Origin of the sequence: Pseudomonas chlororaphis subsp. piscium, assembly GCF_003850345.1 — a bacterium.
GTDB classification, from domain to species: domain Bacteria; phylum Pseudomonadota; class Gammaproteobacteria; order Pseudomonadales; family Pseudomonadaceae; genus Aquipseudomonas; species Aquipseudomonas piscium.
The window spans coordinates 6607669-6620776 of sequence record NZ_CP027707.1 but is presented as its reverse complement, the minus strand read 5'-3'; the positions used below and the strand labels follow the sequence as shown (position 1 = coordinate 6620776).

General features: G+C 62.8%; 16 protein-coding genes. 8 read left to right on the top strand and 8 right to left on the bottom strand.

From position 1 onward, the window contains the following. Positions 1–345: 345 nt before the first annotated feature. The 4 genes from ftsY to rpoH all read left to right on the top strand — a co-directional run bounded on the left by ftsY (position 346) and on the right by rpoH (position 4583). Complete coding sequence (gene ftsY, locus C4K38_RS30175; protein ID WP_053281283.1) at positions 346–1926, top strand: signal recognition particle-docking protein FtsY; 1581 nt, start codon at positions 346–348, stop codon at positions 1924–1926. Then, the gene (gene ftsE / locus C4K38_RS30170; protein ID WP_009051326.1) at positions 1923–2594 is read left to right on the top strand and encodes a cell division ATP-binding protein FtsE; all 672 of its coding nucleotides are present in this window, start codon (positions 1923–1925) and stop codon (positions 2592–2594) included. Before ftsY ends, ftsE begins: the two co-directional genes overlap by 4 nt. After that, entirely contained in the window at positions 2591–3613 is a 1023-nt protein-coding gene (ftsX, locus tag C4K38_RS30165) for a permease-like cell division protein FtsX (protein ID WP_053281282.1), read from the top strand. Before ftsE ends, ftsX begins: the two co-directional genes overlap by 4 nt. Before the next feature lie 115 nt (positions 3614–3728). After that, positions 3729–4583 carry an RNA polymerase sigma factor RpoH gene (gene rpoH / locus C4K38_RS30160; RefSeq protein WP_025807175.1) on the top strand — a complete coding sequence of 285 codons (855 nt, stop codon included), beginning with the start codon at positions 3729–3731 and terminating at the stop codon, positions 4581–4583. 162 nt (positions 4584–4745) lie between these two features. On the opposite strand, the gene mtgA is transcribed toward rpoH, so the two are convergent. Continuing rightward, complete coding sequence (mtgA, locus tag C4K38_RS30155; RefSeq protein ID WP_053281338.1) at positions 4746–5468, bottom strand: monofunctional biosynthetic peptidoglycan transglycosylase; 723 nt, start codon at positions 5466–5468, stop codon at positions 4746–4748. A 73-nt stretch (positions 5469–5541) separates the two neighbouring features. On the opposite strand from mtgA, the gene C4K38_RS30150 reads away from it, so the two are divergent. The 4 genes from C4K38_RS30150 to trmB all read left to right on the top strand — a co-directional run bounded on the left by C4K38_RS30150 (position 5542) and on the right by trmB (position 7801). Beyond that, on the top strand, positions 5542–5913 hold the full coding sequence (locus C4K38_RS30150) for a DUF423 domain-containing protein (protein WP_007921208.1): 372 nt from the start codon (positions 5542–5544) through the stop codon (positions 5911–5913). Positions 5914–6003: 90 nt separating this feature from the next. After that, entirely contained in the window at positions 6004–6204 is a 201-nt protein-coding gene (gene thiS, locus C4K38_RS30145; protein WP_007921206.1) for a sulfur carrier protein ThiS, read from the top strand. A 67-nt stretch (positions 6205–6271) separates the two neighbouring features. Continuing rightward, positions 6272–7066, top strand: coding sequence for a thiazole synthase (locus C4K38_RS30140; RefSeq protein WP_007921204.1), 795 nt, complete (start codon positions 6272–6274; stop codon positions 7064–7066). Between the two features lie 9 nt (positions 7067–7075). Further along, positions 7076–7801 carry a tRNA (guanosine(46)-N7)-methyltransferase TrmB gene (gene trmB / locus C4K38_RS30135; protein ID WP_016704842.1) on the top strand — a complete coding sequence of 242 codons (726 nt, stop codon included), beginning with the start codon at positions 7076–7078 and terminating at the stop codon, positions 7799–7801. A 105-nt stretch (positions 7802–7906) separates the two neighbouring features. On the opposite strand, the gene C4K38_RS30130 is transcribed toward trmB, so the two are convergent. From C4K38_RS30130 to metX, 7 genes are all read right to left on the bottom strand, one after another. Next, positions 7907–8458: an RNA 2'-phosphotransferase gene (locus C4K38_RS30130; RefSeq protein ID WP_053281281.1), complete on the bottom strand. Its 552-nt coding sequence runs from the start codon at positions 8456–8458 to the stop codon at positions 7907–7909. A 157-nt stretch (positions 8459–8615) separates the two neighbouring features. Continuing rightward, a complete protein-coding gene (locus C4K38_RS30125; RefSeq protein WP_007921199.1) occupies positions 8616–8939 on the bottom strand; it encodes a DUF3392 domain-containing protein in 324 nt (107 codons plus the stop codon). 22 nt (positions 8940–8961) lie between these two features. Next, complete coding sequence (gene hemW, locus C4K38_RS30120; RefSeq protein ID WP_053281280.1) at positions 8962–10164, bottom strand: radical SAM family heme chaperone HemW; 1203 nt, start codon at positions 10162–10164, stop codon at positions 8962–8964. Then, the gene (gene rdgB, locus C4K38_RS30115) at positions 10161–10757 is read right to left on the bottom strand and encodes an RdgB/HAM1 family non-canonical purine NTP pyrophosphatase (RefSeq protein ID WP_053281279.1); all 597 of its coding nucleotides are present in this window, start codon (positions 10755–10757) and stop codon (positions 10161–10163) included. The genes hemW and rdgB overlap by 4 nt, the downstream gene beginning before the upstream one ends. Beyond that, complete coding sequence (locus C4K38_RS30110; protein WP_053281278.1) at positions 10754–11188, bottom strand: DUF4426 domain-containing protein; 435 nt, start codon at positions 11186–11188, stop codon at positions 10754–10756. The genes rdgB and C4K38_RS30110 overlap by 4 nt, the downstream gene beginning before the upstream one ends. Positions 11189–11215: 27 nt before the next feature. After that, positions 11216–11836 carry a methionine biosynthesis protein MetW gene (gene metW / locus C4K38_RS30105; protein ID WP_025807181.1) on the bottom strand — a complete coding sequence of 207 codons (621 nt, stop codon included), beginning with the start codon at positions 11834–11836 and terminating at the stop codon, positions 11216–11218. Between the two features lie 7 nt (positions 11837–11843). After that, complete coding sequence (gene metX / locus C4K38_RS30100; RefSeq protein WP_053281277.1) at positions 11844–12983, bottom strand: homoserine O-succinyltransferase MetX; 1140 nt, start codon at positions 12981–12983, stop codon at positions 11844–11846. Between the last annotated feature and the right edge of the window lie 125 nt (positions 12984–13108).

Below are 13108 nucleotides of genomic sequence, written 5' to 3'. Positions count from 1 at the left end.
ACCTGTTGGACTGCCCGCTTGGTCTTAGCCTACGGGCGAGGAGGTGCTAGGATACTGATCCGTTTTACTGGCGGCCACGCCTATCAGGCTCGCATGGATCAACGTGTGCTTGAGCAGGTTGTATGGGTTCCCGGCAAGAAGCGCTGTTTTATCGACTAGACTTCGACTTTTCGCCGATTTTGCCGTTTCAGTCCTTTAGTAAAATCGATCCTTGAGATGCCATTGGGCACCTCGACAAAATGTTGCGCGTGAACAAGCCGGCGGAAACGCAGTCTGTTCTGCATCGAATATTTATTTGCCGGTGCGCCTTAATGGCGCGTCGCTACCTTGAGATAGCCGTCCTCCATGTTTGGTTCCAACGACGACAAGAAGACCCCAGCCGCGGCTGGCGAGAAGAAAGGCCTGTTCGGATGGCTGCGCAAAAAGCCGCAGGAAACCGTCGTCGAACAGCCACAAGTCCCTGTCGAGCCTGCCCCGGCTCCCGCTCCCGTTATAGAACAAGCAGCCCCGGTTGCCGAAGTCGCGGCGCCTGTGGTGTCGCCGATCGCCGAACCGATCCTGCAGCCTGAACAGCCTGCGGCAGCGGTCGAACCTGCTCCCGCGCCGGAACTGCCGCTGACCCCCGATCCTGAGCACAAGCCCTGGCTGACCCTGCCGGTGGCGGAAGAGCCGGTGGCGTTGGTGGAAGACGAGCAGGCGCCACACATCACCCCGCCGATTCCGGTCGCGACCGATGTGCAGCAAGCCGCTGAGCTGTTGGTGGCCGAGTTGGCCCACAGCAGCGAGCCAGCTGAGGCCCAGGCGCTGATCGAAGAGGAGGACGTGCCACAACCGGTGATTGCGGCCTTCGTGCAGCCCGAACCTGTTCGAGCGCCGGAGCCTGCACCTGTTGTCGTTGCTCCAGTTGCTCCAGTTGCTCCAGTTGCTCCAGTTGCTCCAGTCGCGGCGGTCGAAGCGCCCGTTGCCGTCGAGCCGCCCCGTGCCGAAGAAAACAAGGTCGGCTTCTTCGCCCGCCTCAAGCAGGGCCTGTCCAAGACCAGCGCCAGCATTGGCGAAGGTATGGCCAGCCTGTTCCTGGGCAAGAAGACCATCGACGACGAGCTGCTGGAAGATATCGAGACCCGCCTGCTGACCGCCGACGTGGGCGTGGAAGCCACCGCGGTGATCATTCAGAACCTGACCCAGAAGGTCGCGCGCAAACAGCTGACCGATGTCGATGCGCTGTACAAGTCGCTGCAGGCCGAGCTGGCGAGCATGCTCAAGCCGGTGGAACAGCCGCTGCGGATCGCTTCGCAAACCAAACCGTTCGTGATTCTGGTGGTGGGCGTCAACGGCGCCGGCAAGACCACCACCATCGGCAAGCTGGCCAAGAAGCTGCAGCTCGAAGGCAAGAAGGTCATGCTCGCCGCGGGCGACACCTTCCGCGCCGCGGCGGTGGAACAGCTGCAGGTCTGGGGCGAGCGCAACAAGATCCCAGTGATCGCCCAGCACACCGGTGCCGACTCGGCCTCGGTGATCTTCGACGCCGTGCAGGCCGCCAAGGCCCGTGGCATCGATGTGCTGATCGCCGACACCGCCGGTCGCCTGCACACCAAAGACAACCTGATGGAAGAGCTGAAGAAGGTCCGCCGGGTGATCGGCAAGCTCGACGCCGATGCGCCGCACGAAGTGCTGCTGGTGCTCGACGCCGGTACCGGCCAGAACGCCATCAACCAGGCCAAGCAGTTCAACCAGACGGTCGAGCTGACCGGCCTGGCCCTGACCAAGCTCGATGGCACCGCCAAGGGCGGGGTGATCTTCGCCCTGGCCAAGCAGTTCGGCCTGCCGATCCGCTACATCGGCGTCGGTGAGGGCATCGACGACCTGCGCGCCTTTGAAGCCGAACCCTTTGTCCAGGCACTGTTTGCCGAGCGGGAGCGTTCATGATTCGTTTCGAACAGGTCGGTAAGCGTTATCCGAACGGCCATGTCGGCCTGCACGAGCTGAGCTTCCGGGTTCGTCGCGGCGAGTTTCTGTTCGTCACCGGCCACTCCGGCGCCGGCAAGTCCACGCTGCTGCGGTTGCTGCTGGCCATGGAGCGTCCAACCAGCGGCAAGCTGCTGTTGGCCGGTCAGGACCTGAGCACCATCAGCAATGCGCAGATTCCGTTCCTGCGGCGGCAGATCGGCGTGGTGTTCCAGAACCACCAGCTGCTGTTCGATCGCACCGTCTTCAACAACGTCGCCTTGCCGCTGCAGATTCTCGGCCTGTCCAAGGCAGAAATCGCCAAGCGCGTGGACTCGGCCCTGGAGCGCGTGGCGCTCTCGGACAAGACCGATCTCTACCCGGGCGACCTGTCCACCGGTCAGCAGCAGCGCGTCGGCATTGCCCGTGCCATTGTGCACCGCCCGGCCTTGCTGCTGGCGGACGAACCCACAGGTAACCTCGACCCGCGTCTGGCGGCGGAAATCATGGGCGTATTCGAAGATATCAACCGTCTGGGCACCAGCGTGCTGATCGCCAGTCACGACCTGGCGCTGATCGCGCGCATGCGCCATCGCATGCTGACCCTGCAACGCGGCCGATTGATCGGCGACGGGGAGGCTAGCGTATGAGTGCGACCCGCAGCCCTAAAGTGGCCGAACGCGTGGCTCCGAAAGCTCCGGATCAACCGCCGCAGAAGAAAAAACGCGACGAAGACGAGGGTCCGGATTTCGGCACCCTGCTGCACGCCTGGATCGAAAGCCATCGCGCGAGCCTGCTGGACAGCCTGCGTCGCCTGGGCAAGCAGCCGATCGGCAGCTTCTTCACCTGCCTGGTGATGGCCGTGGCCCTGAGCCTGCCGATGGGCTTGTCGTTGTTGCTCAACAACGTCGAGCGCCTGGGCGGTTCCTGGCAGCGTGCGGCGCAGATTTCCCTGTACCTGGAGCTCGACGCCAGCGCCACCGAGGGCGAAAGCCTGAGTGAGCAGATCAAGGCCATGCCGGGTGTGGCGGATGCCGAGTTTATCAGCAAGGACAAGGCCCTGGACGAGTTCCAGCAGCAGTCCGGGCTGGGCGAGGCGCTCAAGGAGTTGCCGCAGAACCCGCTGCCGGGCGTGGTCCTGGTCACGCCGAACGAAGTGGACAAGGCGACCCTGGAAGCCTTGCGTCAGCGCCTGGCGGAAATGCCCAAGGTGCAGCAGGCGCAACTGGACCTGGTGTGGGTCGAGCGGCTGGCGGCGATCCTCAAGCTGGGCGACCGGTTTGTCTTCGGCCTGACGGTGTTGCTGGTTTCTGCATTACTTTTGGTGATAGGCAATACCATTCGTCTTCATATTGAAAACCGCCGCACCGAGATAGAAGTGATTAAACTCGTCGGCGGCACGGACAGTTATGTGCGGCGTCCCTTCCTTTATATGGGCGCCCTGTATGGCTTCGGTGCGGGGATCTTGTCCTGGGGTGTTCTGGCGTTCGGCCTCAACTGGCTGAACGACGCGGTAGTGGGGCTGGCCGGCTTGTACGGCAGTGATTTCGCCCTGGCTGGCGTGCCGGTCGCCGATGGTCTATCACTCTTGCTTGGCGCGGTGTTGTTGGGGTATATCGGTGCGTGGATTGCGGTCGCCCGCCACTTGCGGGAGCTGGCGCCGAAATAGTGTCTTTTTGCTTGTATTGACCTTTTAGAATTTTTGGGAACTTGTTTTGTGGTTTCCGGTCAATTTTCAGCAGTGCTGAATAAGCACGAGTTATGTGAGTCGGAGGTTTTTTCGTATGACCACTTCTTTGCAACCTGCTTATGCCTTGGTCCCGGGTGCGAACCTGGAGGCCTATGTGCACACGGTGAACAGCATTCCATTGCTGACGCCCGAGCAGGAGCGTGAACTGGCCGAGAGTCTCTACTATGAGCAGGATCTTGAGGCGGCTCGGCAGATGGTGCTCGCCCACCTGCGTTTTGTCGTACATATCGCCCGTAGCTATTCCGGCTACGGTCTGGCCCAGGCCGACCTGATCCAGGAAGGCAACGTCGGCCTGATGAAGGCTGTAAAACGCTTCAACCCGGAAATGGGTGTGCGTCTGGTTTCGTTCGCCGTGCACTGGATCAAGGCGGAAATCCACGAGTTCATCCTGCGCAACTGGCGCATCGTGAAAGTCGCGACCACCAAGGCCCAGCGCAAGCTGTTCTTCAACCTGCGCAGCCAGAAAAAACGTCTGGCCTGGTTGAACAACGAAGAAGTCCATCGTGTGGCGGAAAGCCTCGGTGTGGAGCCGCGCGAAGTGCGCGAGATGGAAAGCCGCCTGACCGGCCATGACATGGCCTTCGACCCAGCCGCCGAAGCGGATGACGACAGCGCCTTCCAATCGCCGGCCAACTACCTGGAAGACCACCGGTACGACCCGGCCCGCCAGCTGGAAGACGCCGATTGGACCGACAACTCCACCAGCAACCTGCACGAGGCGCTGGAAGTGCTGGACGACCGCAGCCGCGACATCCTCTACCAGCGCTGGCTGGCGGAAGAAAAAGCCACGCTGCATGACCTGGCGCAGAAGTACAACGTCTCGGCCGAGCGTATCCGTCAGCTCGAGAAGAGCGCGATGAACAAGCTCAAGTTGTCGATTTCCGCGTAATACGCAGCGCAATACAAAACGCCCCGATCCGATCGGGGCGTTTTTGTTTGTGGCGTTGGGGCTGTGGTGTCTGTGGGGGCGTTATCGCGAGCAAGCTTCGCTCCTACAGGTCCGCGCATTCTTCTGTAGGAGCGAAGCTTGCTCGCGATCAGATCTTGAACGTCACTGAGCCCACAGAGCCTTGCGCGAATCGTTCAGCCCCAGCAGGTAGCTGTCCCCGCCCAGCTGGCCCATCTGCCGGCGAATCCAGCCGGCGCGGCGCGCCACATAACTGCTCGGATGGCTGGCGCTCCATACCCGTGGGTTGGGCAGGACCGCGGCCAGCAGGCTGGCCTGTTGCCGCGACAGCGAGCCAGCGCTGACGCCGAAGTGATGCCGCGCCGCGGCCTCGGCGCCAAATACGCCTTCGTCCCACTCGGCGCTGTTGAGGTAGACCTCGAGAATCCGTTGCTTGGGCCAGAAGATCTCGATCAGCCCGGTGAACCAGGCTTCCAGGCCTTTGCGCAGCCAGCTGCGCCCGGACCACAGGAACAGGTTCTTCGCCACCTGCTGGCTCAGGGTGCTGGCGCCACGAATCGAGCCGCCGCGCTCGTTGTGGGCGAAGGCGGCCTGGATCGCACCGATGTCGAACCCCCAGTGTTCAGGAAACTTCTGGTCTTCGCCGGCGATCACCGCCACCTTCAGGTCGTCGGAGATCTCCTCCCAGGGTGTCCAGCTGCGTTGCAGGTCGATGGGTTCGCCGTCGACCCAGGATTCGACCTTGCGTTCGACCATCAACGCCGTGCCCGGAGGCGGTACGACGCGGAACACCAGCACCAGCAAAACGCTGCCGACGACGAACCAGAGCAGGGCTTTAGAGAAACGACGGAAAAATAAACGCAGCATAGAGATGGCTTGGCCGAACCGGTTGAGCGCGCCATTATACAGGCCCGACCGACGATACTGACTGGAGTTCCTCATGCTGCGTGGTTTCCTGATGCTGGCCGCCTTTTTCGGCTTTACCGGCGTTGCCCTGGGCGCATTCGCTGCCCATGGCCTGAAAAATCGCCTGAGCGCGGAATACCTGGCGATTTTCCATACCGGCGTCACCTACCAGTTGGTGCACACCTTGGCGCTGTTGGGTGTGGCGCTGCTGGCCACGCAAATCCCCGGTCGCCTGGTGACCTGGGCCGGCGCTTCATTCGCCATCGGCATCCTGCTGTTTTCCGGCAGTCTCTACCTGCTGACCCTGACCGGTTTCAGCAAGCTCGGCATCGTTACCCCTTTCGGTGGCCTGGCCTTCCTGATCGGCTGGTTGTGCCTGGGTCTTGCCGCCTGGCGGTTGAGCTGACCGGCAGGTCCATTTCGAGACGAATGGCTTGGGTCGGCCAGACTGATCGGGCTAGAATGCTGGCCCCTAAAAATGATGGCGGCATTCGGCATGCGCATTCAGTTGAACGGCGAATCCTTTGAACTGCCCGACGGCGAAACCGTTGCGGCCCTGCTGACCCGTCTGGACCTGACCGGACGCCGGATCGCGGTCGAACTCAACCTGGATATCGTCCCGCGCAGCCAGCACGCCGAGACCACCCTCAACGAGGGCGATCAGGTCGAAGTAGTTCACGCCATCGGCGGCGGCTAGCCACCCGGGCCAGGGCTGGCCCCACCCACGCATTCTGCAAGAACCTCACCCCAACAGAGGATTTCCGATGAGCAACGTTCGCAGCGACAAGCCTTTCGTCCTGGCCGGTCGTACCTACCAGTCGCGTTTGCTGGTAGGCACCGGCAAGTACCGTGACATGGAAGAAACCCGCCTGGCCATCGAAGCCTCGGGTGCCGAGATCGTCACCGTCGCCGTGCGCCGGACCAATATCGGCCAGAACCCGGGCGAACCGAACCTGCTGGATATCCTGCCGCCGGATCGCTACACCATCCTGCCGAACACCGCCGGCTGCTATGACGCGGTCGAGGCCGTGCGCACTTGCCGCCTGGCCCGTGAGCTGCTCGATGGCCACAATCTGGTGAAGCTGGAAGTGCTGGCCGACCAGAAGACCCTGTTCCCCAACGTGCTGGAAACCCTCAAGGCCGCCGAAGTGCTGGTCAAGGAAGGTTTCGACGTGATGGTGTACACCAGCGATGACCCGATCATCGCCCGCCAGTTGGCGGAAATGGGCTGCATCGCGGTCATGCCGCTGGCCGGCCTGATCGGTACTGGCCTGGGGATCTGCAACCCGTACAACCTGCAGATCATCCTCGAAGAAGCCAAGGTCCCGGTGCTGGTGGATGCCGGTGTCGGTACTGCCTCCGACGCCACCATCGCCATGGAGCTGGGCTGCGAAGCGGTGCTGATGAACTCGGCCATCGCCCATGCGCAACAACCGGTGCTGATGGCCGAAGCCATGAAGCACGCCATTGTGGCAGGCCGCCTGGCGTACCTCGCCGGCCGCATGCCGAAGAAACTCTATGCCAGCGCCTCCTCGCCGCTGGATGGTCTGATCAAGTAAGAGCCATTGATGACTGAATCAAACGACACGCCAATCCAGCCGGAAGCCGGCGACGAGCGCCAACACCGCCGCATCAAGAGTTTCGTGATGCGCGCCGGGCGCATGACCGAAGGCCAGCAGCGCGGCCTGGAGCAGGGCGCGCCGCTGTATGTGCTGCCGCTGGCCGACGCGCCGGTGGATTTCGATCAGGTGTTTGGCCGCTCGGCGCCACGTTCCCTGGAAATCGGCTTCGGCATGGGCCATTCACTGCTGGAAATGGCCGCGGCCGCGCCGGAGCAGGATTTCATCGGTGTGGAAGTGCACCGTCCGGGTGTCGGCGCGCTGCTCAACGGCGTGCTGACCCAGGGCCTGACGAACCTGCGGGTCTACGATTGCGATGCGATCGAAGTGCTCAACCGCTGCATCGCCGATAACAGCCTGGATCGCCTGATGCTGTTTTTCCCCGATCCGTGGCACAAGAGCCGTCACCACAAGCGCCGTATCGTCCAGGCGTCCTTCGCCGAGCTGGTGCGCAGCAAGCTGAAGGTCGGCGGCATCCTGCACATGGCCACCGACTGGGAGCCTTATGCCGAGTACATGCTGGAAGTGATGAATGTCGCGCCGGGTTACCGCAACCTGGCCGAAGACGGCAAGTGCGTGCCGCGCCCGGCCGAGCGTCCGATCACCAAGTTCGAGCGCCGCGGCGAGCGCCTGGGCCATGGTGTGTGGGATCTGAAGTTCGAAAAGCTGGCCTGAACCAATCGGTAGGAGCGAAGCTTGCTCGCGATCGTTGCACCGCGCTATGTCAGGTAGGCCGCGGCAAGACTAGCGCGGGCAAGTCGGATCGCCGCCCGCTCGCTCCTACAACAGCGTTTCGATAAAACCGACGGGAACCTGATCGGTCAGCCAGACCCCGTTCTCCGCTTGATAGAACTTGAAGCCCTGCGCCTGCATGTCCTGTGCGGCGATCTTGAGTATCACTACCTTCCCGTAACGTTGCCCCACCGCTTCGGCGGTCGTCATATCCTGTGACAGGTGCACGTGATGGCGTGCGCCCGGGATCAGGCCTTTCTCGTTGATCGAGTCCATGAACCGCGTGGCGGTACCGTGGTAAAGCACCGCCGGTGGCTGCTGCTCGGCGAGCTGCAGGCTCACGGTCTTGCTGGAGTGGCCTTGCACGGCGCGGATGCGCTGGCCGTCCTCGGACAGGGCAAAGCGTTTCTTGTCGTTGCTGGCGACCACCTCGGCGATCAGTTCGGGCGTCAGCTGGCGTCCTTCCCCGGCGGCACCCTCGATCAAGGCATCGATCCCGGCCCAGCCTTCGCTGTCCAGCTGCAGGCCAATCGCCTGCGGCTCATGGCGCAGCACGTAGCTGAGGAACTTGCTGACTTCTTCGGCGGCTTTCCTGCTCATATTCATCCTTGTGCATAAGTCATGTAGCCGCTGCCGCAGGCTGCGATCGGTTGCGAAGCGACCGCCAAGCCTGTCGATGCGATACGTCAGGTGTAACGCAGTGTCTGGGTTTATGGCTGCTGCGCAGCCAATCGCAGCCTGCGGCAGCGGCTACAGGTCAGCGGCGGTCTGCTACTACGCCAATCAGCACCAGCACCACCAGCAGCACCGGCGCCAGGCTGTAGTTGTTGAACTGGCTCAGGCCGCGGACGATCCATGGCGTGGCGTAGATCAGCGCCGCGCCGCTGCCGATCATGCACAGCAGCGCCATCATCGGTACGCGCAGGGCGCCGGCGAGGCCGCCCAGGCGCGCTTCGACCCAGCCTTTGATATCGGCGCCGAACAGCACCAGCAGGCAGCCGACCAGGGCCAGGGAGATTTCTGAAAGGTTGCTGCGACTCCAGCGGGACACGGTAGCGAGCAGGTCGAGTATCAAATCCATTCGTTTTCCCTTAGGGCTGAAATCAGCTCAGAAATTTCTGCAGCAAGTCATTGAGGAAGAGTTGGCCGCGCGGGGTGGCCGCCAGGCGTGACGGTTCGACCTGCAACAGGCCGCTTTGTTCGGCGTCGCGGCGACCTTCGGCGAGGCTTTCCAGGGGCAGCCCGGTGCGCTCCGGATACAGCCGGGCCTCGACGCCTTCGGTCAGGCGCAGGGCGTTCATCAAGAACTCGAACGGCAGTTCTTCGTTGCTCAGGTCCTTTTCGCCGGCCTTGAAGTTTTTCGCCGGGTTGAGGTAGTCCTTGGGCAGGCGGGTCTTCCAGGTACGCACGATGCGCCCGTCCGGATGGCTGAGCTTGCCGTGGGCGCCGGCGCCGATGCCGATGAAGTCGCCGAAGCTCCAGTAATTGAGGTTGTGCCGGGCCGCCCGGCCGGGCTGGGCATAGGCCGAGACTTCGTACTGGACGTAGCCGTGTTCGGCCAGCAACGCCTGGCCGGCTTCCTGGATGTCCCACAGGGTGTCGTCTTCCGGCAGCGTCGGCGGCTGGTTCCAGAACACCGTATTGGGCTCCAGGGTCAGCTGGTACCAGGACAGGTGGGTCGGCTTCATGGCGATAGCCTGGCGCAGGTCGCTCAGGGCGTCGTCCAGGGACTGATCCGGCAGGCCGTGCATCAGGTCCAGATTGAAGTTGTCGAACCCGGCCTGGCGCGCCATGCCGGCGGCGCGGACCGCCTCGTCGCCGTTGTGGATGCGGCCCAGGGCCTTGAGTTTTTCTTCCTGGAAGCTCTGGATACCGATCGACAGGCGATTGATGCCCAGGGCGCGATAGGCGGTGAACTTCTCCTGCTCGAAGGTCCCGGGGTTGGCTTCCAGGGTGATCTCGATGTCGGGGGCGAACGGGATGCGTTGCTCCACGCCCTTGAGCAGCCGGCCCAGGGCCTGGGCGCTGAACAGGCTCGGCGTACCGCCGCCGAAGAAGATCGAACTCAGCTCGCGGCCGTAGACGGCGGGCAGGTCCTGGTCGAGGTCGGCCAGCAGGGCGTCGACGTACTCTTCTTCCGGCAGCACCGGGCTGGCGGCGTGGGAGTTGAAGTCGCAGTAAGGGCATTTGCGTACACACCACGGGATGTGGATGTACAGCGCCAGGGGCGGCAGATGGGGCAGGGCCGCCCGGGGCGTTTGCGCACCGCCGAGAATCAGCGGTTGCGCGGACGAATCTATGGTCATTGCAGGCTCAAGCGTTGCCGCAGAATGGCCATGGCGCGGGCGCGATGGCTGAGTTGGTTCTTTTGGATCGGGTCCAGTTCGGCGCTGGAGCAGTTGCGCTCCGGTACCCAGAACAGCGGGTCGTAGCCGAAACCGTGCTCGCCGCTGGCGGCCGTGAGGATGCGTCCGTGCCACAGACCTTCGCAGAGGATCGGCAGCGGATCCTCGGCATGCCGTACCAGCGCCAGCACACAGACGAACTGCGCGCTGCGCTCGGCCTCGGGTACATCCTTCAGGACGTCCAGCAGCTTGGCGTTGTTCGCCGCGTCGCCCTGGCCGTCGGCGTAACGCGCCGAGTAGATCCCCGGCGCGCCGCCGAGGAAGTCCACCGCCAGGCCCGAATCATCCGCCAGCGCCGGCAGGCCGGAAATGCGTGAGGCGTTGCGGGCCTTGAGAATGGCGTTCTCGACGAACGACAGGCCGGTTTCTTCCGGCTCGACGCTGCTGAACTCGCCGATCGAGCGCAGGTGCACCGAATCGCCGAGCATGGCCTGGAGTTCCTTGAGTTTGCCGGCGTTATGGCTGGCCAGTACGAGTTGGGTAAAAGTCATCATTCGCCGGGGAAAAGCTCTTGGTTGAAATTGATGGTGTTGATCGCGTCACCGGTCTGCACCTTGATTTCGAAGGTGCGGGTTTCCTGCTGTTCCACCGGATACTGGGCGATGTAGTAGATCGCGCCCTGTTCGGTGATCTGCTTGAATTTCAGCGGCACCGATTGGCTGGTCAGGTCCTTGACGGTCCCGGTGACCTGGGCGACCAGCGGCTTGCCGGCCTTGAGCACGGAAACGTTGATCACGCCCTGGTTCTTGCTGCGCACCAGCTCCGCGGCTTTGGCGATATCCGGTTGCAGGAAGGTGGAGTTGAAGGTGTTGTAGTGCACGGTCACGTCACCGAACACTTCCTGGCGCTCGCCCTTGATAGGCTCGGCGGCCATCGCCGATGCGCTCAGGCACGCTGCCAATAGAAAAGTAACCAAGCGACCCATGATCGTTCTCCTTGCTTTGAACCTGGTTTATACCGCGATCTGGTGATCCTGCAGGCCGGGGCTGCTGACGCGGTAGATGCCGATCTCACCTAACAGATTAGGCCATAGCTTACTGGCCCACCCGTGGCGGTGCTGTTGATCCACCGCAAGGCGATCGATGACCTTGGCTTCACGTTCGCGACAAAGCTCTTCGAAGTCCTCGAATGTGCAGAAGTGGATGTTCGGCGTGTTGTACCAGGTGTACGGCAGGAACTCCGAGACCGGCATCCGGCCCTTGCTGGCCAGGTACCAGCGGCAGCGCCAGTGGCCGAAGTTGGGGAAGGTGATGATGCACTGGCGGCCGACCCGCAGCATTTCGTCGAGGATCCGGTCCGGGTAGTGCACGGCCTGCAGAGCTTGGGTCATGACCACGATATCGAAGCTGTTGCTGGCGAAGTTGCCCAGGCCCTTGTCCAGGTCCTGCTCGATGACGTTGATGCCCTTGGCCACGCACTCGGCGATGTTCTCCGGGTCGTTTTCCAGGCCATAGCCGGTGACTTGCTTGTGATCGCGCAGCCAGCTCAGCAGTTCGCCATTGCCGCAACCGAGGTCGAGCACGCGGCTGCCGGCGGGGATCCATTCTTGGATGATTTCCAGATCGGCTCTCATGGCGTCCTCACAGCGTTATACGGTTCATGTAGTTGCCGAACGCCTGCAGGTAACGCGGGATCGGAATCAGAAAGGCGTCGTGGCCCTGTGGGGCATCGATTTCCAGGTAGCTGACGTCCTTGCGCGCGGCCATCAGGGCGTCCACCAGTTCCCGCGAGCGGGCCGGGGAGAAGCGCCAGTCGGTGGTGAAAGACATCACGCAGAACTTGGCCTTGGCGCCTTCGAAGGTTTTTGCCAGGTTATCGTCGAAGTTCGCCGCCGGATCGAAGTAATCCAATGCCTTGGTCATCAGCAGGTAGGTGTTGGCGTCGAACCGCCCGGAGAACTCCTCGCCCTGATAACGCAGGTAGCTTTCGACCTGGAACTCGACGCTGTGGAAGTCGTAGTTGAGCTTTTCGCTCTTCAGGCCACGGCCGAATTTCTCGCCCATGGAGTCGTCGGACAGGTAGGTGATGTGCCCGACCATCCGCGCCAGCATCAGTCCGCGCTTGGGGATCACGCCCTGTTCCTGGAACGAGCCGCCGTGGAATTCGGGGTCGGTGAGGATGGCCTGGCGCGCCACTTCGTTGAAGGCGATGTTCTGCGCCGACAGCTTGGGCGCCGAGGCGATGGCCAGGCAATGACGCACCCGGTCCGGGTAGGTGATGGTCCACTGCAGGGCCTGCATGCCACCCAGGCTGCCGCCGATCACGGCGGCCCACTGGTTGATGCCGATCCGGTCGGCTAGGCGCGCCTGGCTGTGCACCCAGTCTTCCACGGTCAGCACCGGGAAATCGGCGCCGAACGGCTTGCCGGTGTCCGGGTTGACGCTGCTCGGGCCGGTGGAGCCGTTGCAACCGCCAAGGTTGTTCAGGCTGACGACGAAGAACTTGTTGGTGTCGATTGGCTTGCCCGGGCCGATGCAGCTGTCCCACCAACCCGGCTTGCGGTCGTCGGGGCTGTGGTAGCCGGCGGCGTGGTGGTGGCCGGACAGGGCGTGGCAGATCAGCACGGCATTGCTCGCCGTGGCGTTCAGCTGGCCGTAGGTCTCAAAGATCAGATCATAGGCTGGCAGGGAGCGGCCGCAGGCCAGGGCCAGGGGCTCGCTGAAGTGCGCCACTTGCGGCGTCACCAGACCAACGGAATCGGCGGGAAAGGCAGTTGGCATCGACCCTGCTCTCGTTTAAATGAGGCGTAAGTCTAAAGACCGCTGCCCCCAGCGGCAAGCAAAGGCCGGGGCTGATTTCAGGCAACTGAAACGCAGTGAGACAATCGCGGGCAAGCCTCGCTCCT

Excerpts from the sequence above, each read along its gene's own strand:
- ftsY (WP_053281283.1), top strand. The coding sequence starts at position 346 with ATGTTTGGTTCCAACGACGACAAGAAGACCCCAGCCGCGGCTGGCGAG.
- ftsE (WP_009051326.1), top strand. The coding sequence starts at position 1,923 with ATGATTCGTTTCGAACAGGTCGGTAAGCGTTATCCGAACGGCCATGTC.
- ftsX (WP_053281282.1), top strand. The coding sequence starts at position 2,591 with ATGAGTGCGACCCGCAGCCCTAAAGTGGCCGAACGCGTGGCTCCGAAA.
- rpoH (WP_025807175.1), top strand. The coding sequence starts at position 3,729 with ATGACCACTTCTTTGCAACCTGCTTATGCCTTGGTCCCGGGTGCGAAC.
- mtgA (WP_053281338.1), bottom strand. The coding sequence starts at position 5,468 with ATGCTGCGTTTATTTTTCCGTCGTTTCTCTAAAGCCCTGCTCTGGTTC.
- C4K38_RS30150 (WP_007921208.1), top strand. The coding sequence starts at position 5,542 with ATGCTGCGTGGTTTCCTGATGCTGGCCGCCTTTTTCGGCTTTACCGGC.
- thiS (WP_007921206.1), top strand. The coding sequence starts at position 6,004 with ATGCGCATTCAGTTGAACGGCGAATCCTTTGAACTGCCCGACGGCGAA.
- C4K38_RS30140 (WP_007921204.1), top strand. The coding sequence starts at position 6,272 with ATGAGCAACGTTCGCAGCGACAAGCCTTTCGTCCTGGCCGGTCGTACC.
- trmB (WP_016704842.1), top strand. The coding sequence starts at position 7,076 with ATGACTGAATCAAACGACACGCCAATCCAGCCGGAAGCCGGCGACGAG.
- C4K38_RS30130 (WP_053281281.1), bottom strand. The coding sequence starts at position 8,458 with ATGAGCAGGAAAGCCGCCGAAGAAGTCAGCAAGTTCCTCAGCTACGTG.
- C4K38_RS30125 (WP_007921199.1), bottom strand. The coding sequence starts at position 8,939 with ATGGATTTGATACTCGACCTGCTCGCTACCGTGTCCCGCTGGAGTCGC.
- hemW (WP_053281280.1), bottom strand. The coding sequence starts at position 10,164 with ATGACCATAGATTCGTCCGCGCAACCGCTGATTCTCGGCGGTGCGCAA.
- rdgB (WP_053281279.1), bottom strand. The coding sequence starts at position 10,757 with ATGATGACTTTTACCCAACTCGTACTGGCCAGCCATAACGCCGGCAAA.
- C4K38_RS30110 (WP_053281278.1), bottom strand. The coding sequence starts at position 11,188 with ATGGGTCGCTTGGTTACTTTTCTATTGGCAGCGTGCCTGAGCGCATCG.
- metW (WP_025807181.1), bottom strand. The coding sequence starts at position 11,836 with ATGAGAGCCGATCTGGAAATCATCCAAGAATGGATCCCCGCCGGCAGC.
- metX (WP_053281277.1), bottom strand. The coding sequence starts at position 12,983 with ATGCCAACTGCCTTTCCCGCCGATTCCGTTGGTCTGGTGACGCCGCAA.